Origin of the sequence: Actinomadura logoneensis (assembly GCF_003428695.1) — a bacterium.
Taxonomy (GTDB): Bacteria; Actinomycetota; Actinomycetes; order Streptosporangiales; family Streptosporangiaceae; genus Spirillospora; species Spirillospora logoneensis.
This window is the reverse complement of sequence record NZ_QURH01000153.1, coordinates 1-21,501: the sequence shown is the minus strand read 5'-3', so window position 1 is coordinate 21,501 and position 21,501 is coordinate 1. Positions and strand designations below refer to the sequence as shown.

Here is a 21,501-nt window from a genome sequence, read left to right as displayed (position 1 = left end):
GCCCCGGCCCGCGCGGCCCCCGGCCGTCCGCCCGGCGGCTTCCCGCGCCCGGTCCGGGAGGGGCGGACCGGGCACGCGCGCGGACGCGGGAAGATGGCCTCGTGAGCCATCTCGAAGAAGTCGTCCTGGACCTGGAACGCCATGCCGCCCAGCAGGGGTGGGACGCGGCGCCGAAGCTGTACGCGCTGGTGTACGGCAGTGAGATCCGCACCACCGACCCCGAGCTCGCCGCCGAGCTGGGGCTGGCCGAGGACTCGGGGGAGGGCGACACCCTCGCCGCGCTGGAGCAGCCGGAGCTGCCCGACCAGGCGTCGGTGGAGGACGCCCTGTCCACGATCGCCTGGCCGGACGCCGTCGCCGGATGCGCGCTGGTCATCGAGCGTGTCGTGCTGCCGCCGGAGGCCGAGGAGGAGATCCCGGCCGACCCGGACGAGGCCGCCGCGTTCGCCGCCGACCATCCGGCCCGCGAGGACGTCCGCATGATCGTCGGCGTGCTGCGGGACGGCGCGCGGCACTCCGCGCTCCGGCTGCGCCGCCACGACCTGGACGACGAGGTCCTGGTCGGTCCGGACCTGGTGCCCGCGCTCGCCGACGCGCTCGCCGCGACCCTCGAGCCGGACGCCCCCGAGGAGGACGGCGGGCACGCCTGACCCCGGAGCGGAAGGGGAGCGGGAGGGGCGGTCGAGTAGGCTGCGACGCGTGAACGAGGCCACCCGCTCCCCAGACCGCCCCGACGTCGTCCGGCTGTGCGAGGTGCGTGACGCGCCCCTGTCGGTGGACGAGGCGTTCGCGGCCGTCCAGGACCGGGCGGCGGGCGGCACGGCCGTGTTCGTCGGGACGGTCCGCGACCACGACCACGCGCGGGACGTGAGCCGCCTGTCCTACAGCGCGCACCCGAGCGTCGAGCAGGAGCTGCGCCGCGTCATGGAGAAGGTGGCCGCCGACTTCCCGGTCCGCGCGCTCGCCGCCGTGCACCGGGTCGGCGACCTGGAGATCGGCGACCTGGCCGTGGTGGTCGCCGCGTCCTGCCCGCACCGCGCCGAGGCGTTCGCGGCCTGCCGGCGGCTGATCGACGACCTCAAGGCCGAGGTGCCGGTCTGGAAGCACCAGACCTTCGCCGACGGCGGCGACGAGTGGGTCGGCGCCTGCTGAGCCCGGGCGTGGCCTAGGCTTTCCGGCATGTCTCGTCGTGCCGTCACGCTCGCCTGCGCGAGCTGTCTCCTCCTGGTGCTGGCGGTCGTCGGCGCCCTGTTGCCGGTGCCCTACGTCGCCCTGTACCCGGGGCCGACCGCCAACACGCTGGGGGACAACGGCAAGGGCGTGCCGCTCGTCCAGATCGACGGCCGGCAGACCTACCCGGCCGACGGCCACCTGAACTTCACCACGGTCACCTACCGGGGCGGGCCGGAGGCGCGGATCGACCTGTTCACCGCGCTGCGCGGCTGGCTGTCGGCGGACACCGCGATCGTCCCCGAGGAGACGATCTTCCCCAAGCACGAGTCGCAGCAGCAGGTGGACGCCGAGAACACCCGGCAGATGCAGGACTCGCAGGAGAACGCCGAGGCCGCCGCGCTGCACGAGCTCGGCATCGCGGTCCCGACGCGGGTCGTGGTCAACTCCGTCCAGCCGAACATGCCGGCGAGCGGGAAGATCCAGCCGAACGACGAGATCACCTCGGTGAACGGGGTGCAGACCGGCACGGTCGACAAGGTCAAGGCCGAGACGGGCCGGATCGGGGTCGGCGGCAAGGCGGAAATCGGGCTGCTGCGCGCGGGCAAGCCGGTCAGGGTGACGCTCACCACGGCCAAGGGGCAGGACGGCAAGCCGGTGGTCGGCGTCGTCCTCGCCGAGGCGTACCGGTTCCCGTTCAAGATCAACATCAGCGTCGGGGACATCGGCGGGCCGAGCGCCGGCCTGATGTTCTCGCTGTCCATCGTGGACAAGCTCACCCCGGGATCGCTCACCGGCGGCAAGTTCGTCGCGGGCACCGGGACGATCAGCCCCGAGGGCCAGGTCGGGCCGATCGGCGGCATCCAGCAGAAGATGATCGCCGCGCGCCGGGCCGGGGCGACGGTGTTCCTCACCCCGAAGGACAACTGCGCCGAGGCGCTGAGCGCGCGGCCGAGCGGGCTGCGGCTCGTCCGCGCGGACACGCTGCACGGCGCGGTCCAGTCGCTGAACGCCCTCACGTCAGGCAAGGGCGACGTCCCCGCCTGCTCCAAGTGACGTCTCCGCCTGCTCCAGGTGACGTCCGCGCCCGCTCCAGGTGACGTCCGCGCCCGCTCCAACCGACGGTTCCGTCTGCTCCAACCGACGGTTCCGTCTGCTCCAGGTGACGGCCGCGCGGCGGCCCGGAAAACGCGCCGGCGGGAAACCGATTTGGTGCACTCCCGTTCATGCCCTAGAGTTGAGACATCGCCGCGGGGTGGAGCAGTTCGGTAGCTCGCTGGGCTCATAACCCAGAGGTCGCAGGTTCAAATCCTGCCCCCGCTACCAGGTCCGGAGGCCCGGAGCCAGAAATGGCTCCGGGCCTCCGGCTTTTTCACCGTTCCCCGTTGGTGCTTTCGCCCGGTCCCGGAACGCGGATCAGGTCCTGCGGCTGATCAGTTGCCGCCAGGTCTTCGGCCCGACGATGCCGTCCACGTGCAGTTCGGCCGCCTCCTGGAAGCGCCGGACGGCCGTGTCGGTCTTCGGACCGAAATCGCCGTCCACGCCGTTCCTGTCCAGGTAGCCCTGCTTCACGAGCTCGGTCTGGGCGGCGCGGACGAAGTCGCCGTGGTCGCCCTTGCGGACGGTCGAGCCGATCGTCCTGCCGTCGGTCAGTTTGCCCCAGGTCACCGGGCCGACGATGCCGTCGACGTCGATTCCGGCGAAGTCCTGGAAGGCCCGGACGATCTCCTCGGTCTTCGGGCCGAACTCCCCGTCCGCGGCGAGGTGCCGCCATGCCTCCCGGGCCGCCCGCAGCAGGTACTGGAGCGTCTTGACGTCCGGACCGCTGCTTCCCCTGCGCAGCACCGGCCATGAATCTGCCATCGCCGATCTCACCTCCCCATGGTGGATTTGACTCTTCAGTCAGATAACTCCTGACAGGACGCGGCGCACAAGCGCCCGGACACCCAACCGCCTGTGACCGCCCGGACAGCAGCGTGTGACCGCCCGCGCTCCCATCCCGCCGAATGCGGTGCTCCACCCCGCGAAGTCGGTCGGCGGAACCGGTCGGCCGGTCCGCCCGGCGCTGGAGGTCAGCGGGCCAGGTGGGGGGCGAGGGTCAGGGCCAGGTGCAGGACGAGGCGGTCGCGGCCGTCCGACAGCGTGATCCCGCTGATCTCCTCGATGCGGCGCAGCCGGTGGTAGAGCGTCTGCCGGTGGATGTTCAGCGCCGCCGCCGTGGCGTGGACGCTGCCCGCGTGGTCCAGGTAGATCAGGGCCGTCCGGACGAGGTCGGCGTGCCTCGGCTCCAGGAAGCGCGAGATCCCCGGCGTCAGGACGGCCTGCGCCAGCGAGTCGTCGTCGCCGAGCCGGAGCAGGCGCAGCGCGCCCAGGTCGGGCCAGGAGCGGGTCGTCCCGTCCGCGACGCGTGCGGCGACGCGCGCCTGGAGCCAGCCCTCGCGCACGCCGGCGAGGTCCGGGCAGGGCTCCGACAGCCCGGCGGCGACCGGGCCGGACCCGCGCTCCTCCAGCAGCCGGCGGGCGCGCCCCACGATCGTCTCGGTGGTCGAGACGTCCTGCGGGATGGCCAGGACCTGGTCGCGTTCCCAGGTGGTCGTCAGCACCGACCGGGGCAGCAGCCAGGGGTTCAGCGGCTGCGGCTCGTCGTCCGGGGTGCGCAGGACGGCCACGACGAGCGGCGGTTCCAGGACCTCGGCGAGCGCGGCGGCGGCGGCGGAGCGCACCTCGGCGTGCGCGGACAGCAGGTCGGCGAGCTGCCAGCCGAGGTCGGCGCGCTCGCGGGACTGCCGCGCCATCAGCAGCCCGGCGCGCTCGGCGAGCGGCGCGGCGCGGGCGAGCAGGTCGTCGCCGATGCGGCCCTCGTCGTCCAGCAGCCACAGGTAGCCGTAGGTCACCGACCGCCACCGGACGGGCAGGCAGAGCCGGCCGAGGACTCCGGCCTCGGGGTCGGCCGGGATCCGGACCGGGCCGGAGGCGCGGGCGATCCCGTACCGCTCGAACCGGGAGCGGACCTCGGCGGTGGCCCGCCGGTGCAGGATGGAGTCCATCCGGACCGGGTCGATGGCGCCGCCGTGCGCGGCGTAGGCGACGAGGTGGAAGTCGCGGTCCTCCAGCGTGGCCGGCGCGCCGAGGAGGTCGGCGACAAGCTCGGTCAGCTCCTGGAGGTCCCCGCTCCCGGTCACCGCGCCACCTCATACATCTGTCTGAACAAGCCTTGGCCATCACGTGACAGTTGACTATATCCGCGCAGGTCAGGGCCGCCTAACGTGGAGTAGAAGGCCCGTGTCGTCGTGGTTACGGGCTGCATGTCACGTACATACCGAAATCGTCGATTTTCGCCGTCCCTACGACCCGTTCAGGCCACTCGCCGGAAACCGGAGGTCCAGCGTGCTCGCTCCCCTTCTCCTCGCGGCCGCGCGCAGCGCGCGCATGCGCGACCTCGTCACCTCCGTGCCGCTCACCCGGGGCGTCGTGGACCGGTTCGTCGCGGGCGAGGACCTCGGCGCGGCGATCCTCGCCATCCAGGAGCTGACCGGGGACGGCCTGAAGGTCACCCTCGACCACCTCGGCGAGGACACCACCGACCGCGCCCAGGCGGACGCCACCCGCGACGCCTACCTGGAGCTGTTCCGGGCGCTGTCCGCCGAGGGCCTGACCGCCGGCGCGGACGCGTCGCTGAAGCTGTCCGCGCTCGGCCAGGCGCTGCCCGGCGACGGCGAGCGGATCGCGCTGGACAACGCCCGCGCGGTCGCCTCCGCCGCGCAGGGCCTCGGCATGACGATCACGCTCGACATGGAGGACCACACCACGGTCGACTCCACCCTCGGCATCCTGCGCGAGCTGCGCGCCGACTTCCCGGCGACCGGCGTCGCGATCCAGGCCATGCTGCACCGCACCGAGGGCGACCTGGCCGACCTGACCGGCGCCGGCTCGCGCGTCCGCCTGGTCAAGGGCGCCTACGCCGAGCCCGAGTCGGTCGCCTTCCAGTCGAAGAAGGACGTGGACCGGGCATACGTCCGGGCGCTGCGGATGTTGATGGAGGGGGAGGGCCACCCGATGGTGGGCAGCCACGACCCGCGCATCATCGAGATCGCGCTCGACCTGGCCAACCGCAACGGCCGGAAGCCCGGCAGCTACGAGTTCCAGATGCTGTACGGCATCCGCTCGGGCGAGCAGCGGCGGCTGGCCGAGTCCGGCGAGGACATGCGGGTCTACGTCCCGTACGGCTCCGACTGGTACGGCTACTTCATGCGCCGGCTGGCCGAGCGCCCCGCCAACCTGGCCTTCTTCCTCCGGTCCTTCGTCTCCCGCTGACGGACGCGCGGGGCCGCCACCGGCCGGGCGACGGAGCCCGGCCGTTCGGACCGTCCCGCCCGCCCGCCTCCCACCGGCCCGGACCGGCAGACCAGCCCGGCCCCGGACCGGACCCGACGACCCGCCACCGACACAGCCGACCCGATCGACATCGCAGGAGGTCCCATGGACGCCGTGACCAACGTCCCCGCACCGGTGAACGAGCCGGTCCACGGCTACGCGCCCGGCAGCCCCGAGCGGGCCCGCCTGGAGGCGAAGCTGGCCGAGCTGCAGGCGCAGGCCCCGATCGACCTGCCGATGACCATCGGCGGCGAGAAGCGGCTCGGCGCGGGCGAGAAGGTGCAGGTCGTCCAGCCGCACCGCAGGGCGAGCGTGCTCGGCACCTTCGGCACCGCCACCCAGGACGACGCCCGCGACGCGATCCAGGCCGCGCTGAAGGCCGCCCCCGCCTGGCGCTCGATGTCCTTCGACGACCGCGCCGCGATCTTCCTGCGCGCCGCCGACCTGCTGTCCGGGCCGTGGCGCGAGACGATCGCCGCCGCGACCATGCTCGGCCAGTCCAAGACCGCGCAGCAGGCCGAGATCGACAGCCCCTGCGAGCTGGTCGACTTCTGGCGCTTCAACGTGCACTTCGCCCGCCAGGTCATCGCCGAGCAGCCCATCTCCTCGCCCGGCGTGTGGAACCGGTCCGACCACCGGCCGCTGGAGGGCTTCGTCTACGCGATCACCCCGTTCAACTTCACCGCGATCGCCGCGAACCTGCCGACCGCGCCCGCGCTGATGGGCAACGTCGTGGTCTGGAAGCCGTCCCCGACGCAGACCTACGCGGCCGTGAAGACCATGGAGCTGCTGGAGGAGGCCGGGCTGCCCGCGGGCGTCATCAACCTGGTCACCGGCGACGGCATCGCGGTGTCGGAGGTCGCGCTCGCGCACCCCGAGCTCGCCGGCATCCACTTCACCGGCTCGACCGCCACCTTCCAGCACCTGTGGAAGACCGTCGGCGCCAACATCGACAAGTACCGCGCCTACCCGCGCCTCGTCGGCGAGACCGGCGGCAAGGACTTCGTGGTCGCGCACCCGTCCGCCGACCCGGCCGTGCTGAAGACCGCGCTGGTCCGCGGCGCGTTCGAGTACCAGGGCCAGAAGTGCTCCGCCGCGTCCCGCGCCTACGTGCCGCGGTCGATCTGGGAGAACGGCTTCCGCGAGGAGCTGGCCGCCGAGGTCGAGTCGCTGACCATGGGCGACGTCACGGACCTGTCCCACTTCATGGGCGCGGTCATCGACGAGCGCTCGTTCGCCAAGAACAAGGCCGCGATCGACCGCGCGCAGGCCGACCCCAAGGTCGAGGTCGTCGCGGGCGGCACCTACGACGACTCGGAGGGCTTCTTCGTCCGGCCGACCGTCCTGGTCTCGGAGGACCCGGAGAACGACATCTTCCGGACCGAGTACTTCGGCCCGATCCTCGGCGTCCACGTCTACGAGGACGACGAGTACGACGCGATGCTGGCCCAGATGGAGTCGGTGTCGGCGTACGCGCTGACCGGCGCCGTGATCGCGCAGGACCGCGCCGCCGCCGCGCACACCGCCGAGGTGCTGCGCTTCGCCGCCGGCAACTTCTACATCAACGACAAGCCGACCGGCGCGGTCGTCGGCCAGCAGCCGTTCGGCGGCGGGCGCGCCTCGGGGACCAACGACAAGGCCGGTTCGATCCTGAACCTGCTGCGCTGGACGTCCCCGCGGTCCATCAAGGAGACGTTCGTCCCGCCGACGGACCATCGCTACCCGCACATGGGCTGACCCCCAGGTGAACGGGCGCTGACACCCAGCCCCGGGTGAAGGGAGACATGATCCTCTTCGCCCGGGGCTGGTCCAGTTCGACGTGCGGGTGCGCCGCGAGCAGCTCCTCCAGCGCCACCCGCGCCTGCAGCCGGGCCAGGTGCGACCCGATGCAGAAGTGGACGCCGCTCGCGAACCCGAGATGGCGCGGGATGCTCCGGGTGACGTCCAGGACGTCCGCGGACGGCCCGAACTCGCGCTCGTCCCGGTTGGCCGCGCCGTAGAGCATCATCACCTTCTCCCCGGCGGGGATCTCGACGCCGCGCACCGTGACCGGACGCGTCGTCGTCCGGGCGAGGGCCTGCACCGAGCCCTCCAGGCGCAGGAACTCCAGCAGCGCGTTCGGGATCAGCGACGGGTCCGCGACGAGCAGTTCCCGCTGGTCGGGACGGTCCGACAGCAGCGAGACGGCGTGCGTGACCAGGTTGCCGGTCGTGTCGTTGCCGCCCGCGACGATGACGAAGCAGAAGCCGAGGATGTCCCAGTCGGTCAGCCGCTCCCCGTCCGCCTCCGCGACCGTGAGCGCGCTGATCAGATCGTCCCCGGGCCTCTCGCGCCGCTCGGCGACGACCCCGCCGAAGTACTCGAACATCTCCGCCACGGCCCGCGCGCCGGAGCCCTCCGCCATCGCCGCGGTGTCGAAGCCCTGGTCCTGGAAGGTGGTCAGCGCCGAGACCCACGGGCCGAACCGGGAGCGGTCGGCCTCCGGGACGTCCAGCAGCTCGGCCAGGGCGAACGTCGGCAGCGGCGAGGAGAACTCGCGGTGCAGGTCCACGGTCTCGCCGTCCGCCTCCCGCCGCCGCATCCCGTCCAACCGCGCGCGGACGAACGCCCGCAGCGCGCCCTCCATGGCGGCGGTGCGGCGCGGCGTGAACCCGTGGCTGATCAGCCGCCGCAGGACGGTGTGCCGGGGCGGGTCGAGCATCACGATCGTCGGGGCGAGGCCGAGCCTGCCGATCTCGTCCTCGTAGAACGTGAGGCCGCTCGCCGACGAGAACGTCCCGTGGTCGCGGACGGCCGTCCAGACGTCCTCGAACCGGGACAGGGCCCAGAACGGCGGGTCGGTGTGCCGGTGGACGGGGTCGTGGTCGCGCAGGTGCCGGTAGGCGGGATAGGGGTCGGCCTGGAAGGCCGGGTCGAACGGGGCGTAGACGCTGGTCGCTTCGGTCATGCCGTCCTCCGGGGGCTGGCGGGTCCTGGCGGGGGCTGGCAGGGGCTGACGGGGGCAGTGCGCGGCGGCGGCGCCGACCACCGTTGTCCCACGATGTCGGGCGCCGTTCAACGCCTCGTGTGTTCTGGTTTGCCTAAGCACCCGGCACCCCATAGAGTTAAGACATCGCCGCGGGGTGGAGCAGTTCGGTAGCTCGCTGGGCTCATAACCCAGAGGTCGCAGGTTCAAATCCTGCCCCCGCTACCAGGTCCGAAAGGCCCGGAACCAGAAATGGTTCCGGGCCTTCGGCGTTTTTCAGGGAGCTGTTCTGTCGGCGCGGTCTGGCATTTCCGCGAACCGTGACTATTTCTCGCCGCCGTTCTCCGGGACTGGACCGGCCGGGGGCGTTCGGGGCTGCCGGGTATGCGCACTAACCTGGGCATATGCGGAATGTGGCGGGAGCGGCGGTCCTGGATGCCGTGGGCGTGCTGGTGTTCGTGGCGATCGGGCGCGCGTCGCACGACGAGGCGGGCAGCGTCACCGGGTTCCTGAACACGGCCTGGCCGTTCCTCACCGGCGCCCTCGTCGGCTGGCTGGTCGCGCGCGCCTGGCGTGACCCGGCCCGGCTCGTGCCGTCCGGCGTCGCGGTCTGGGTCGCGGCGGTCGCCGGCGGGATGCTGCTGCGCGCGGTGTCGGGGCAGGGCGTCGCGGTCGCGTTCGTGATCGTGGCGACGCTCTTCCTCGGGCTGGTGCTGCTCGGCTGGCGGGCCGTCGCCGCGCTCGTCCGCCGCCGCGCCCGCACCGCCTGATCCCGCCGGCGCGTGACCTCACCAGCGTGAGTCCCGTCACCGCTGGGTCCCCCCGCCACTTGGCCCCCGTCACTTGGCCCCCGTCACTTGGCCCCCGTCACTTGGCCCCCGTCACTTGGCCCCCGTCACTTGGTCCCACCGCCGGGCGGCCTGTTGACGCGGGCGGCCGGACGCTGGTGAAGTTACCCACGAGTCACGGGCGTGACCGGGAGAAAAGGGCATAAGGGGAACACCGATGGCATCCGCACTGCGGGACTGGCTGGACAAGCCGAACGCCGGCCGGGGCGTCAGCCTCGCCACCGACGACGGCGGCTGGGACCGCCGCGACTACGGCCTGCTGGCCTCCGCCGCGCGGCGCACCGCGGGCGCGCTGATCGAGGCGGGCGTCCGTCCGGGCGACGTCGTCTGCGTCGTGCTGCCGACCGACTTCACCTGCGTGGAGACCTACTTCGGGGTGTGGGCGGCCGGGGCCACGGTCTGCCTGGTCACGCCGCCGCTGTTCCAGGACGGCGACGACTACGTGGCGCACGTCGCCGCCATCCTCCGGCAGGCCCGGCCCGTGCTGACCATCGCGTCCGAGGACCTCGCCCCGCTCGCCGCGCGCGCCATGGCCGACGCCGGGCTGGAGGGCGGGCCGTGGGCGCCGCGCCAGGCCGAGCGGGAGGCGGACGTGCAGCCCGCCGGGGAGCTGGCCATCCTGCAGTTCACCTCCGGGTCGTCCGGCGAGCCGCGCGGCGTCATGGTCACCTGGGACAACCTGGAGGCCAACTGCGAGCTGATCGCCCGCACCGCCGGGTTCCGGGACGGCGACCAGGTCGCGACCTGGCTGCCGCTGTACCACGACATGGGCCTGATCGGCTGCTTCCTGACCCCGATCGCGCTCCAGTCCGACCTGAGGCTGATGCGGCCGGACCACTTCATCCGCGACCCCGCACGCTGGATCCGCTGCTTCGAGACCGCCACGCACACCGCCGCGCCGCCGTTCGCCTACGCCTACTGCGCGCGCCGGGTGAAGCCCGAGCAGCTCGAGGGGCTGGACGTGTCCGGCTGGCGGATGGCGCTGATCGGCGCCGAGCCGATCGACCCGCACTCGCTGGAGGTCTTCGCCGAGCTGCTGGAGCCGTTCGGGTTCCACCGCGAGGCGTTCCGGCCCGCCTACGGCATGGCCGAGACGACGCTGCTGGTCACCATGGACCACCAGTGGCGGCTGCCGCTGGCCGTCCGCCCCGACCCCGCGTCGCTCGCGTTCGGGCAGCCGGTGCGCATCCTGGAGCAGCACGAGCTGGGCGAGGCGTCCAAGGGCGCGAAGTCGGGCTGGGTCGTCTCCTGCGGCACGCCCGAGAAGGACGTCCCGGTCCACATCCTGGACGACGAGGGCAGGGAGCTCGGCGAGGGGCTGCTCGGCGAGATCGTCGTCGGCGGCGCGTCCGCCTGCCCGGGGTACTACGCGGGCGCCGAGGGCAAGTCCACCCGGTTCGGCGAGGGGCCGGACGGCTCCGGCTGGTCCGTGTTCACCGGGGACGCCGGGTTCTTCCACGAGGGACGGCTGTTCGTCCTCGGCCGGATGGGCGACAGCATCAAGGTGCGCGGCCGGTCGGTCTACGTCGAGGACCTGGAGGCCCGCATCGCCGAGGTCACCCGGCTCGGCAAGGGCCGCATCACGGTCACGGCCGTGCCCGGCGCGGGCCGCAAGGGGCTGGCGCTGTTCGCCGAGACGGCCGACGACGCGTGGGCGGCCGACGTCCGCGAGATGCTGCGCCGCCGGGTCGGCGAGGACGTCGAGGTCACGATCGTCGTCGGGTCCGGGCTGATCCAGCGCACGTCCAGCGGCAAGCCGCGCCGCCGCTACATGTGGGAGCAGTTCCAGGCCGGCCGCATGCCGAACGCCCGTCTGGCCGAGTAACCACCGCATCCGCTCGCACCCGCCGCCCGCGCGCGACGCCGTCACCCGGCGACCCGCGCGGGCGCGCGGCCGTCCGGGGTGTGATCCGTGCCGTATCGGCCGCCGCCGACGACAAGATCAGCTTTTCGGACGCGCACTTGTTGATAAGAATGTCGATAGTGGCGAACATGGCGTGACCCGGCGGAAGGTCGACGATGTCCCCCCGTGCGATGTCCCCTGGTGCGATGTCCTCCCGTGCGGCGTCCTCCCTCGCGGTGGCCTCCGGCATGAGACCTCCAGGTGCGAGGACCCTGCTCCGGCTCGGCGCGCGGCTGGGGGCGACCGCGCAGAACGCCCTGGAGGTCGCCCGGTTCGGGGGCCTGGCCACCGACGAGGACGCCTCGCCCAGCGAGATCGTCGCGCAGCGGCGCACCTACCGGCTCCGCCACTATTTCCCCACCTCCGGGGAAGCCGACCGGGACGACGACAAGCGGCCGGTGATGCTGCTCGTCCCGCCGCTGATGATCACCGCCGAGGTGTACGACATCTCGTCCCGGGTGAGCGCGGTCGCCGAGCTGCACCGGCTCGGCATGGACCCGTGGGTCGTGGACTTCGGCGCGCCCGAGCACGAGCCGGGCGGCCTCGAGCGGACGGTCACCGACCACGTCCTGGCGGTCAGCGACGCGATCGACCGCGTGCGGGACGCGACCGGACGCGACGTCCACCTCGGCGGCTACTCGCAGGGCGGCATGTTCGTCTACCAGACGGCGGCCTACCGGCGCAGCGAGGGCATCGAGTCGGTGGTGACGTTCGGCAGCCCGGCCGACACGTCCGTGGGGCTGCCGTTCGGGCTGCCGAGCTGGCTGGCGACCGACGCCGCCGGCCGCGTCCCGGACGCGCTGCTGCGCAACATCGACATCCCCGGCTGGGTGACGCGCACCGGGTTCCAGCTGCTCAGCCCGGTCAAGTCGGTGCGCAGCCGGGTCGACTTCCTGCTCCAGCTGCACGACCGGGAGGCGCTCGCGCCGCGCGAGCGGCAGCGGCAGTTCCTGGAGCGCACCGGCTGGGTCGCCTGGCCGGGTCCGGCGCTGACCGAGTTCATCCGCCAGTTCATCCAGCACAACCGGATGCTGACCGGCGGCTTCGTCATCGACGACCGGCTGGTCACGCTCGCCGACATCACCTGCCCGGTGCTGACCTTCGTCGGCGAGGTGGACGAGATCGCGCCGCCGCCGATGGTCCGCGGCATCCGGCGCGCCGCGCCGCGCGCCGAGGTGTACGAGATCTCGCTGCGCGCCGGGCACTTCGGGCTCGTCGTCGGCAGCCTCGCCATGGCGCAGACCTGGCCGGCCGTCGCCGAGTGGGCGCGGTGGCGGACCGGCGCGGCCGACCTGCCGGCCGCCGTGACCAGGGTGGACGGCGACGAGAGCGCCGAGTCGCCCGCCCCGCCCGGCGGGGCCGCCGGATACGGCCTCAACCTGGCCGTCGGGATCGGCGCGAACACGCTGCGGTCCGCCGTCCGGACGACCACCCGCGCCGTCCGGGGCGGGCGGCGGCTCGCGCAGGAGGCGACGCAGAACCTGCCCAGGCTCGCGCGGCTGGAGCGCATCCAGCACGACACGCGCATGTCGCTGGGCCTGCTGCTGGACGAGCAGCACGACCGCGCGCCGCACGACGTCTTCTTCCTCTACCAGGGCCGCGCCTACCGGCAGGACGCCGCGAAGAAGCGCATCGACGCCGTGGTCAGGGGCCTGATCCACATCGGCGTCCGGCAGGGCGACCCGGTCGGCGTCCTCATGCAGACGCGACCCACCGCGCTCGCGCTGGTCGCCGCGCTGAGCAGGCTCGGCGCGGTCGCGGTGCTGCTGCGCCCGGACGGCGACCCGGCGCGCGAGGCCGCCCTCGCCGGGGCCACGCGCGTCATCACCGACCCCGAGAACGCGCCGGCCGCCGCGGCGCTCGGCCTGCCCGTCCACCTGCTGGGCGGCGTGCAGACGCGCGGGGACGGGCCGCGCATCCCCGACATGGAGGAGATCGACCCGGACGCCGTGCCGCTGCCCGCCTGGTACCGGCCGAACCCGGGCCGCGCGAGCGACACCGCGTTCGTCCTGTTCGCCGGGGACGGCGAGCACCTGCGGGCGAACCGGATCACCAACCGGCGGTGGGCGCTGTCGGCGTTCGGCACGGCGTCGTCGGCGGCGCTGTCCCCGGCCGACACGGTCTTCTCGATCACGCCGCTGCAGCACCCGTCCGCGCTGATGATGAGCCTCGGCGGCGCGGTCGCGGGAGGCTCGCGGCTGGCGCTCGCGTCCGCCTACGACCCCGGGACGTTCTGGGACGAGGCGCGCCGCTACGGCGTCACCGTCGCGTCCTACACCTGGCTGCTGCTGCGCGACCTGGTCAACGCGCCGCCGGACCCGGCCGAGCTGCACCACCCCGTCCGGCTTTTCATCGGCTCGGGGATGCCGCGCGGGCTGTGGCGGCGCGTCGAGGAGCGGTTCGCGCCCGCGCGCGTGCTGGAGTTCTACGCCGCCACCGAGGGCGAGGCCGTGCTCGTCAACCTCAGTGGCAAGAAGCCGGGCTCGCTGGGACGGCCGCTGCCCGGCGGCACCGAGGTCCGGCTCGCCCGCTACGACCTGGAGGACGGGCGGCTCGTCGAGGGCCCGGACGGGTTCGCCGAGGAGAGCGCGCCCGGCGAGATCGGGATGCTGCTGGCGGCCGTCCGCCCCGAGACCGTGCAGCTCGGACGGCGTCCGCTGCGCGGGGTGTTCGCGCCCGCGGACGCCTGGATGGTCACCGGCGACCTGTTCCGCCGGGACGAGGACGGCGACTTCTGGCTGGTCGGACGGGACGCCGAGCTGATCCGCACGCGCTCCGGGATCGTCCCGCCCGGCCCGGCCCGCGACGCCCTCGACGACCTGCCGCAGGTGGACGCTGCCGTCGTCTACGGCATTCCGGCGGGCGGCTCCGAACTCGTCGCCGCCGCCGTCACGCTCTGCCCGGACGCCGAGCCGAAGCCGGTGGACCTCGCCGAGACGCTGCTGCGGCTCGAGCCGGAGCTGCGTCCGGCGGTCGTCCGGGTGGTCGCCGCCATCCCCGTCACGCCCGGCCACCGGCTCGACCCCCGGGCGCTGCGCGCGGAGGGCGTGCCGGAGCCGGGCGCGGGGGAGACCTACCACCGCGACCCGTCGGGCGCCTACCGTCCGCTGACCGCCGCCGCGCGCCGCGAACTGCTGCGCTGACGAGCGGGGCGGCGCCTTGGCGGCCTGAAGGGGACGTCAGCGGCGGACGTGGACGGGCGTGCCGTTCCGCACCATGTCGGGCAGCGTGTCGCCCACGTTCATCGGCAGCCGGACGCAGCCGTGCGAGGCACGCCGGTTGGGCACCTGGAGCGATCCGTGCATGGCGTAGCCCAGGTGGAAGAACAGCGGCCGATACATGTAGCCGAGCGGGGACCGGTGCCATCCGGAGACACGGCGCGTCACCCGGAAGTCGCCGACCGGGGTGCGCGCGATCCCGCAGTGCCCGGCCTCGCAGTAGCGGCGTCCGGAGCCCGTGGAGATGTGCGAGATCAGCACGATCCTCCTACCGCGGTAGAAGGTGAGGACCTGGTGGCGGATGTCGATGTCCACATGGCTGCGCGAACCGTCGTGGCTCAGCCGCCGGGGACGCCTGGGATGGGCGAGCGCGCGCATGAACCGCTGGTTCAGGCGTCCGTTCGGAGCCATGCCGTTCACCTTCTGGAACGCCCAGACGGCGTTCTTGGTGAACTCGTTGTAGACGCCGTTCGCGGGGCCGGGCGCGTAGTGCAGGGCGCGAAGGCGGCGCTGCACGGCCCGGATGTCCACGGCCCGCTTCCTGGGGTGGTGCGGGACGGCGCTGGGCGGACGGACCGGAGGGGTGGCGGGCTGCGGCGACTCGTCCGTGCCGGGCTGCGCGGACGGATCCGTCCCGGGCGGCCACGGCGAATCCGTTCCGGGCGGCCATGGCGAAGGGGTCACTCCGGGCCAGGGCGTCGCGGAAGCGCCGGGCCAGGGCGAGGACGACGAGGCGGGCCCAGGCGACGAGTTCGGCTTGGCCACGGAGCCCTGCCCGGCCGACGAGCCGGTGACGAGTGACGAGCCAGACGCGGGCGACGAACCAGGCGCAGGGGAGGAGCCAGGCGAGGAGCCAGCCGCAGGCGATGTGCCAGCCGCGGGCGATGTGCCAGGCGCGGGTGACGAGCCGGGTGCGGGCGACGCGCCCCCGTCGGGACGCGCGGCGCCCGGGCCGGGGCCGGAGCGTGCCTGGACGGCGGGTCCGGAACGTCCCTGGGCGGCGGGGCCGGGCGCGGGAGCCGGGAGCGACGGGACGGTGAAGGCGGAGGTCGCGGCGAGCGCGAGACCGGCGAGCATGGCTCGCACGCTAGGCCGGACGCATCCCCTCCGCGCCAAGCGACACCTCCGCCGGACGCAACCTTTACCGGCTCCTCTCTCTCCCGCGACCCTGGACACGCGGGGAAGCGGCACGCTACAACAGAGGAACAAATAACGCCCTTTTGTAGCGCATCGGGCGTGCCGTCCCCCGCCCCTCCGCGGGACGGCCGGTGCGCCGCCGGGAGGTACCGCATGGCCACGCGCGTCCTCGCCGCCCCGCCTCCGGGCAGCGGCCTCAAGCCCGTCGTCGGGGATCCGGGCCTCCCGCTGGTCGGCAACACGCTGCGGGTGATGCGGCGCCCGTTCGAGGTGTCCCGGGAGCGGTACGACCTGTTCGGACCGGTCAGCTGGAGCTGGCTGCTCGGCCAGCGGACGGTCACCGTCCAGGGACCGGAGGCCGCCGAGGCCGTGCTGGTCAACCGGGACAAGGCGTTCGCGAACGGCCCGGCGTGGAGCTTCTTCATCGGCCCGTTCTTCACCCGCGGGATCATGCTGCTCGACTTCGAGGAGCACCTGCACCACCGGCGCATCATGCAGCAGGCGTTCACCCGGCAGCGGCTCCGCGCGTACCAGGAGACGATGGCGCCGAGCATCGGCAAGGGGCTGGACGCGTGGGTCCCCGGCCGCGGCTTCAAGGTCTACGACCACGTCAAACAGCTCACCCTCGACCTCGCCACCGACGTGTTCATGGGCGTGGACCTCGACCGCGCCGAGGCCGACCGGATCAACGGCGCGTTCGTCGACGCCGTCCGCGCCGGGACCGCCTACGTCCGCTTCCCGGTGCCCGGCCTGCGCTGGCACCGCGGGCTGCGGGCGCGGAAGACGCTGGAGGAGTTCTTCCGGACGCACCTGCCCGCCAAGCGCCGCGACGGCGGCGGCGACCTGTTCGCCGCGCTCTGCGCCGCCGAGACCGACGACGGCCACCGGTTCACCGACGAGGACGTCGTGAACCACATGATCTTCGCGCTGATGGCCGCCCACGACACCACCACGATCACGCTCACCACGATGGCCTACTACCTGGCCAGGCACCCCGAGTGGCAGGAGCGGCTGCGGGACGAGTCGGAGGCGCTCGGCAAGCCCGTCCTGGAACCCGCCGACCTCGACGCGATGACCGGCATCGACGCGGTGATGAAGGAGGCGCTGCGGCTGGTGTCGCCGGTGCCCGCGCTGCCGCGCAAGGCCGTCAAGGACACCGAGGTGCTCGGTTTCCACATCCCGGCCGGGACGACGGTCGTCGTCCCGCAGCTCACCAACCACCGGATGCCGGACGTCTGGCCGGACCCCGACCGCTTCGACCCGGACCGGTTCGGCCCGGACCGGCGCGAGGACAAGGCGCACAAGTACGCCTGGTCGCCGTTCGGCGGCGGCGCGCACAAGTGCATCGGCCTGCACTTCGCCGGGATGCAGGTCAAGAGCATCATGCACCAGTGGCTGCTGCGGTACCGGTGGAGCGTGCCCGGCCGCTACACGTGGCCGCTCGACACCACCTCCCTGCCGTCCCCGAAGGACGGCCTCCCCGTCCACCTGGAGCGTCTTCCGTGAGCCTGTGCCGTGAGCCTGGAGCGTGTGCCGTGAGCCCGGGGAGTGCGTCATGAGCAAGGTCGTCGTCATCACCGGCGCGGCGCGCGGCATCGGCCTCGCCACCGCGCGCGCGTGCAAGGCCAGGGGCGGGACGGTCGTCATCGGCGACATCGACGAGGCCGCCGCCAGGGCGGCGGGGGAGCGGCTGGGCGTCACGGCGCTGCGGGTGGACGTCACGTCGCGCGAGTCGTTCGAGACGTTCCTCGCGGAGGCCGAGGTCGCGCACGGACCGGTGGACGTGCTGGTCAACAACGCGGGCATCATGCCGATCGGTCCGGTGACGGGCGAGTCGGACGCGGACGCGCGGCGCTGCATGGACGTCAACGTGCACGGCGTCATGCTCGGCACCAAGCTCGCGCTCGACCGGATGCTGCCGCGCCGCCGCGGGCACGTCGTCAACATCGCGTCCGTCGCGGGGCTGCTGCCGGTGCCGGGCCTGGCGCTCTACAACGCGAGCAAGGCCGCGGTCATCGCGTTCACGGAGGCGGCCCGGCTGGAGGTGCTGGACAGCGGCGTCCACGTCAGCGCCGTCCTGCCGTCCTTCACCAACACCGAGCTCATCGCCGGGACGGCGTCGCCGCGCGGGCAGCGCAACTGCGAGCCGGAGGAGGTCGCGGACGCCGTCGTCGCGCTGATCGGCCGTCCGCGCGCGCAGGTCGTCGTGCCCGCGAGCGTCGGGCTGCCGACCCGCCTCGGGCAGCTGTTCCCCGACCGCGTCCGGGAGGCCGTCATGCGCCGGTACCGGCTGGACGAGGTGTTCCTGCACTGGGACCACGAGGCCCGCAGTGCCTACGACTCCCGCATCCGCGGCGACGACGACCACAGGCACGACGACCACAGGCACGACGACCACGTCAGGAGCTGGAACGCCCCCTCGGACGGCGCCTGACCGGCGTCAGCGGACGCGCGGCCGTCCGTCGCGGGCGAAGGCGCGCCGGGCCTGCGGGAGGTAGCGGACGGCCTCCGGCAGGAGCGGCCAGAGGACGCCGAGCCGCCGGACGGCCGAGGCGAACCGCCGGTAGCGGCGTTCGTCGGCCTCGCTCCACGGCAGGTCGAGCAGTTCGCGCATCCGGGGATGGCAGCCGCCGACGGTGACGAACCGCGCGACGGCGTTCAGCGGCGGCGACACCGCGCGCCAGAGCGCCTTCGGCACGCGCGGCGGCGCGGGCAGGCCCTTGGTGGCGTAGCCGACGCCGTAGCGGGCGGTCCGGTGCGCGACGACGGTCTCGGCGAGCATCCGCGACCAGTACTCCTCGAACTCCTCCCACGTCTCGGGCATCACCCGGTCGCTGACCCCGTACATCCGGTACCAGGTCCTCGACTCGGCGTAGAGGCGGCGTTTGTCGGCGGTGCTGAGCGGCCGGACGAACGTCTCGATGCCGTAGAGCAGGTGGTCGAAGAACGTGGCGTGCGCCCAGAAGTAGGTCTCCGGGTCGAGCGCGTGGTAGCGGGTGCCGTCCGGCAGGGCGCCCTTGATGCCGTGGTGGAAGTCGCGGACCCGCCGTCCGGACGCCGGCGCGCCCGTCCCGCCGTAGACCGTGTCCAGGATCGGACCGGCCGAGCGCTTCAGCCGCGCGAACGTCTCGGCGAAGAACACCGAGTGGTCCAGGACGCCCTGGCCGAGCGCCGGGAGCATGTTCTGCAGGACGGCGGCGCGCGGCCCGACGAGCAGCAGCCGGGTGTCGGCGAAGTAGGCCCAGGCCAGCGAGGTGGGTCCGAGCGGGACGGGATCGGTCGTGGCCGTCATGGGTCACCGCCGGGGAGGGCCGCTGGAGGACAAAAGCATGATGATTGTAACTATGTTCCTTCCGAGGGGCCAGCATAGGGTGCGGGCATGACCATGGACGCGTCCCCGCTGGCCGGGCTGCTGGAGGCCGCCCCGGACCCCGACGACCTCGACCGCCGCATCCTGGACGCGGCGCTCGCCGAGTTCGAGACCTACGGGCTGCGCCGGGTCAGCGTGGAGGACGTCGCGCGCCGCGCCGGGGTCGCCCGCACCACCATCTACCGCCGGTTCACCAACAAGGAGCTGCTGCTCCAGGCCGTCAACCTGCGCGAGGTCCGCCGCTTCCTGACCGCGATCTCGGACGCGACCGAGGGCCGGGCGGACGCCGTGGACGCCGTCGTCGAGGGCTTCGTGGCCGGGCTCGCCGCCGCCCGCTCGCACCGGCTGATCACCCGCGTGCTGCAGAGCGAGCCGGAGGTGTTCGTCCGGCAGCTCGGCATGAACGGCGGCGCGGTGCTGCTGGCCGCCCGCGACATCCTGGCGGCCCGGCTGCGCCGCGCGCTGCCCGCCGCCGACCCCGCCGCGATCGACACCGCGTCCGAGGTGATGCTGCGGGTGGCGGTGTCGGTGCTGCTGATGCCGGACGGCGGCATCCCGCTGAGTGACGAGTCCGACATCCGCGCCTTCGCCCGAGATCATCTCAGCCGGCTGCTGCCGGGTTAGGCTGCAGTTCCGAATCTCGTTCTGGACGCCGGAGGCGCGGATGGAATCGGCGATCGTCGCGACCCGACAGGGCAAGGTCCGAGGCAGGATTCTGGAGAACGGCGTCTCGGCCTACCTCGGCATCCCGTACGCGGCGCCGCCGTTCGGCGCGAACCGCTTCCGCGAGCCGCGCCCGCCGTGTCCCTGGGACGGCGTCCGCGACACCGCCGAGTACGGGCCGACCGTGCCCAAGCCGCGCTACCCCCGCCCCTACGACCGGCTGCTGCCCGACCCGGACGTCCCGGGCGAGGACTGCCTCAACCTCAACGTCTGGACGCCCGACCCCGGAGCCACCGGGCTGCCCGTCATGGTCTGGATCCACGGCGGCGCGTTCCGCAACGGCTCCGGCGCGGTGCCGATCTACTCGGGCGCGAACTTCGCCCGCGACGGCGTCGTCTTCGTGACCCTCAACTACCGGCTGGGCGTCGAGGGCTTCGCGCACTTCCCGGACGCGCCGTCCAACCGGGGCCTGCTCGACCAGATCAGCGCGCTCTCCTGGGTCCGCGACAACATCGCCGGGTTCGGCGGCGACCCGGACGACGTCACCGTCTTCGGCGAGTCCGCGGGCGCGATGAGCGTCACCACCCTGCTCTCGCTCGACCTCGGCCTGTTCCGCCGCGCCGCTGCCCAGAGCGGCGGCGGCAACGTCGCGCAGACCCCCGAGGACGCCGCGCTCATCACCAGGGAGACCGCCGCGCGCCTCGGGGTGGAGCCCACGGCCGCCGCGTTCGCCGACCTCGACCCGGCCCGGATCATCCCGGTCCAGGCGGCCGTCGCCGCCGAGGTCTCGATGCTCCCCGACCCCGGACGCTGGGGCGTCACGACCTCGCGGACCGCGATGTCGCACGTCCCCGTCCTGGACGGCGAGCTGCTGTCCCGGACGCCCGAGGACGCCATCGCGGACGGCGCGGGAGCGGACACCGACCTGCTCATCGGCTACAACGCCGAGGAGTTCCGCCTCTTCCTGATGCCGAACGGCCTGGCCGGGCTCATCACCGAGGACGTCCTGACGCCCATGGCGTCCGCGATGGGAGTCCCGGCGCGGGTCATCGACGCCCACCGCGACCTGCACGGGACGCCCGGCGAGCTGCTGGCGGCCGTCATCTCCGAGTCCCTGTTCCGCATCCCCGCGACCCGCGTCGCCGAGAGGCACCGGGCGAGCACCTGGATGTACGAGTTCGCGTGGCGCAGTCCCGTCCACGACCTGGGCGCGTGCCACGCCCTGGAGCTGGGCTTCGTCTTCGACAACCTGCACGTCGCCGGCACCGAGGGGCTCGCGGGCCCCAACCCGCCGCAGCCCCTCGCCGACACCATGCACAAGGCGTGGGTCGACTTCGCCGTGGACGGCGCCCCCGGCTGGCCCCGCTACACGCCGGAGACGCGGCGCACCCGCCGCTTCGGCGATCCGAGGAATCCCCTGGTCAGCGCGCCCGGCGAGGCTCTGCGTCGGCTCTGGGACGCATAATTGGGGCGCGCCGTTCCGTCCCGGTATGGCAGGGTCGCCGGGTGATCAGCCTGACGCCCGTGACGCTGGACGGGGACGAACTCGCCGAGGTGCACGCGGTCTTCGCGTCCAACCCGGCCTACTGGCGGTACAGCGGCGACCTCGACCCCGACGCGGTGACGCCGGAGGCGGTCGAGGCGCTGGTGCGCGCCGAACTCGGCCGGGACGGCCACGAAGTGCTCGCCGCCCGGGACGGCGCCGGCGCGCTCGTCGGCTACGTCGAGCTGCTGCTGCGCCACCCCCGCGACGACGCGCCCTGGATCGGCTTCCTGATCGTGGACGGTGAGCGGCGCGGCCGGGGCCTCGGCCGCGCCGTCGCGGCGGCGGCCGAGGCCCGGCTCCGCGCACG

General features: G+C 73.4%; 18 protein-coding genes and 2 tRNA genes. 15 read left to right on the top strand and 5 right to left on the bottom strand.

Annotated features, from left to right (window positions below):
• The first annotated feature begins 101 nt into the window (after window positions 1-101).
• From DZF91_RS08125 to DZF91_RS08110, 4 genes are all read left to right on the top strand, one after another.
• Window positions 102-650: a PPA1309 family protein gene (locus DZF91_RS08125; RefSeq protein ID WP_117356867.1), complete on the top strand. Its 549-nt coding sequence runs from the start codon at window positions 102-104 to the stop codon at window positions 648-650.
• A 49-nt stretch (window positions 651-699) separates the two neighbouring features.
• Complete coding sequence (locus DZF91_RS08120; RefSeq protein ID WP_117356866.1) at window positions 700-1,152, top strand: molybdenum cofactor biosynthesis protein MoaE; 453 nt, start codon at window positions 700-702, stop codon at window positions 1,150-1,152.
• A 27-nt stretch (window positions 1,153-1,179) separates the two neighbouring features.
• Window positions 1,180-2,226, top strand: a complete 1,047-nt coding sequence (locus DZF91_RS08115) for a YlbL family protein (RefSeq protein WP_117356865.1) — start codon at window positions 1,180-1,182, stop codon at window positions 2,224-2,226.
• A 193-nt stretch (window positions 2,227-2,419) separates the two neighbouring features.
• Window positions 2,420-2,496: transfer RNA gene (locus DZF91_RS08110), tRNA-Met, on the top strand.
• Between the two features lie 90 nt (window positions 2,497-2,586).
• On the opposite strand, the gene DZF91_RS08105 is transcribed toward DZF91_RS08110, so the two are convergent.
• Together DZF91_RS08105 and DZF91_RS08100 are read right to left on the bottom strand one after the other, a co-directional pair.
• Window positions 2,587-3,033: a peptidoglycan-binding domain-containing protein gene (locus tag DZF91_RS08105; RefSeq protein ID WP_117356864.1), complete on the bottom strand. Its 447-nt coding sequence runs from the start codon at window positions 3,031-3,033 to the stop codon at window positions 2,587-2,589.
• A gap of 209 nt (window positions 3,034-3,242) precedes the next feature.
• Window positions 3,243-4,352 (bottom strand): PucR family transcriptional regulator, encoded by a 1,110-nt coding sequence (locus tag DZF91_RS08100; RefSeq protein WP_117356863.1) that lies wholly within the window; start codon window positions 4,350-4,352, stop codon window positions 3,243-3,245.
• A gap of 205 nt (window positions 4,353-4,557) precedes the next feature.
• Between DZF91_RS08100 and DZF91_RS08095 the strand changes: the two genes are divergently transcribed.
• Together DZF91_RS08095 and pruA are read left to right on the top strand one after the other, a co-directional pair.
• Entirely contained in the window at window positions 4,558-5,484 is a 927-nt protein-coding gene (locus DZF91_RS08095) for a proline dehydrogenase family protein (protein WP_117356862.1), read from the top strand.
• A gap of 165 nt (window positions 5,485-5,649) precedes the next feature.
• Window positions 5,650-7,281 carry an L-glutamate gamma-semialdehyde dehydrogenase gene (gene pruA, locus DZF91_RS08090; RefSeq protein ID WP_117356861.1) on the top strand — a complete coding sequence of 544 codons (1,632 nt, stop codon included), beginning with the start codon at window positions 5,650-5,652 and terminating at the stop codon, window positions 7,279-7,281.
• Here the strand turns inward: pruA and DZF91_RS08085 are convergent.
• Entirely contained in the window at window positions 7,229-8,491 is a 1,263-nt protein-coding gene (locus DZF91_RS08085) for a cytochrome P450 (RefSeq protein ID WP_117356860.1), read from the bottom strand. The genes pruA and DZF91_RS08085 overlap by 53 nt on opposite strands.
• 169 nt (window positions 8,492-8,660) lie before the next feature.
• On the opposite strand from DZF91_RS08085, the gene DZF91_RS08080 reads away from it, so the two are divergent.
• From DZF91_RS08080 to DZF91_RS08065, 4 genes are all read left to right on the top strand, one after another.
• Window positions 8,661-8,737 (top strand) — tRNA-Met (locus tag DZF91_RS08080).
• A gap of 176 nt (window positions 8,738-8,913) precedes the next feature.
• Window positions 8,914-9,279, top strand: a complete 366-nt coding sequence (locus DZF91_RS08075) for a DUF3054 domain-containing protein (RefSeq protein ID WP_117356859.1) — start codon at window positions 8,914-8,916, stop codon at window positions 9,277-9,279.
• A gap of 235 nt (window positions 9,280-9,514) precedes the next feature.
• Window positions 9,515-11,182, top strand: a complete 1,668-nt coding sequence (locus DZF91_RS08070; RefSeq protein WP_117356858.1) for an AMP-binding protein — start codon at window positions 9,515-9,517, stop codon at window positions 11,180-11,182.
• A 224-nt stretch (window positions 11,183-11,406) separates the two neighbouring features.
• Window positions 11,407-14,403 (top strand): AMP-binding protein, encoded by a 2,997-nt coding sequence (locus DZF91_RS08065; RefSeq protein ID WP_235834152.1) that lies wholly within the window; start codon window positions 11,407-11,409, stop codon window positions 14,401-14,403.
• Between the two features lie 36 nt (window positions 14,404-14,439).
• Here the strand turns inward: DZF91_RS08065 and DZF91_RS41890 are convergent, their stop codons facing one another.
• Window positions 14,440-15,009, bottom strand: coding sequence for a L,D-transpeptidase family protein (locus DZF91_RS41890; protein WP_235834151.1), 570 nt, complete (start codon window positions 15,007-15,009; stop codon window positions 14,440-14,442).
• 759 nt (window positions 15,010-15,768) lie between these two features.
• On the opposite strand from DZF91_RS41890, the gene DZF91_RS08055 reads away from it, so the two are divergent.
• Both DZF91_RS08055 and DZF91_RS08050 read left to right on the top strand, forming a co-directional pair.
• Window positions 15,769-17,121 carry a cytochrome P450 gene (locus tag DZF91_RS08055; protein WP_117356856.1) on the top strand — a complete coding sequence of 451 codons (1,353 nt, stop codon included), beginning with the start codon at window positions 15,769-15,771 and terminating at the stop codon, window positions 17,119-17,121.
• Between the two features lie 49 nt (window positions 17,122-17,170).
• On the top strand, window positions 17,171-18,049 hold the full coding sequence (locus DZF91_RS08050) for an SDR family oxidoreductase (protein WP_117356855.1): 879 nt from the start codon (window positions 17,171-17,173) through the stop codon (window positions 18,047-18,049).
• A 6-nt stretch (window positions 18,050-18,055) separates the two neighbouring features.
• On the opposite strand, the gene DZF91_RS08045 is transcribed toward DZF91_RS08050, so the two are convergent.
• Window positions 18,056-18,907, bottom strand: a complete 852-nt coding sequence (locus tag DZF91_RS08045) for an oxygenase MpaB family protein (RefSeq protein WP_117356854.1) — start codon at window positions 18,905-18,907, stop codon at window positions 18,056-18,058.
• Between the two features lie 87 nt (window positions 18,908-18,994).
• Here DZF91_RS08045 and DZF91_RS08040 point away from each other — a divergent pair, with 87 nt between their 5' ends.
• The 3 genes from DZF91_RS08040 to DZF91_RS08030 form a co-directional block, all read left to right on the top strand.
• Complete coding sequence (locus DZF91_RS08040) at window positions 18,995-19,609, top strand: TetR/AcrR family transcriptional regulator (RefSeq protein WP_117356853.1); 615 nt, start codon at window positions 18,995-18,997, stop codon at window positions 19,607-19,609.
• 40 nt (window positions 19,610-19,649) lie between these two features.
• A complete protein-coding gene (locus tag DZF91_RS08035; protein WP_117356852.1) occupies window positions 19,650-21,113 on the top strand; it encodes a carboxylesterase/lipase family protein in 1,464 nt (487 codons plus the stop codon).
• Between the two features lie 41 nt (window positions 21,114-21,154).
• A partial coding sequence (locus DZF91_RS08030; protein ID WP_117356851.1) for a GNAT family N-acetyltransferase occupies window positions 21,155-21,501 on the top strand: 347 nt, incomplete at its 3' end.

What these genes read in the sequence shown, in the direction of transcription:
- DZF91_RS08115 (WP_117356865.1), top strand. Translation starts at nt 1,180, where the DNA reads ATGTCTCGTCGTGCCGTCACGCTCGCCTGCGCGAGCTGTCTCCTCCTG.
- DZF91_RS08105 (WP_117356864.1), bottom strand. Translation starts at nt 3,033, where the DNA reads ATGGCAGATTCATGGCCGGTGCTGCGCAGGGGAAGCAGCGGTCCGGAC.
- pruA (WP_117356861.1), top strand. Translation starts at nt 5,650, where the DNA reads ATGGACGCCGTGACCAACGTCCCCGCACCGGTGAACGAGCCGGTCCAC.
- DZF91_RS08085 (WP_117356860.1), bottom strand. Translation starts at nt 8,491, where the DNA reads ATGACCGAAGCGACCAGCGTCTACGCCCCGTTCGACCCGGCCTTCCAG.
- DZF91_RS08075 (WP_117356859.1), top strand. Translation starts at nt 8,914, where the DNA reads ATGCGGAATGTGGCGGGAGCGGCGGTCCTGGATGCCGTGGGCGTGCTG.
- DZF91_RS08070 (WP_117356858.1), top strand. Translation starts at nt 9,515, where the DNA reads ATGGCATCCGCACTGCGGGACTGGCTGGACAAGCCGAACGCCGGCCGG.
- DZF91_RS08065 (WP_235834152.1), top strand. Translation starts at nt 11,407, where the DNA reads ATGTCCTCCCGTGCGGCGTCCTCCCTCGCGGTGGCCTCCGGCATGAGA.
- DZF91_RS08055 (WP_117356856.1), top strand. Translation starts at nt 15,769, where the DNA reads ATGGCCACGCGCGTCCTCGCCGCCCCGCCTCCGGGCAGCGGCCTCAAG.
- DZF91_RS08050 (WP_117356855.1), top strand. Translation starts at nt 17,171, where the DNA reads ATGAGCAAGGTCGTCGTCATCACCGGCGCGGCGCGCGGCATCGGCCTC.
- DZF91_RS08045 (WP_117356854.1), bottom strand. Translation starts at nt 18,907, where the DNA reads ATGACGGCCACGACCGATCCCGTCCCGCTCGGACCCACCTCGCTGGCC.
- DZF91_RS08040 (WP_117356853.1), top strand. Translation starts at nt 18,995, where the DNA reads ATGACCATGGACGCGTCCCCGCTGGCCGGGCTGCTGGAGGCCGCCCCG.
- DZF91_RS08035 (WP_117356852.1), top strand. Translation starts at nt 19,650, where the DNA reads ATGGAATCGGCGATCGTCGCGACCCGACAGGGCAAGGTCCGAGGCAGG.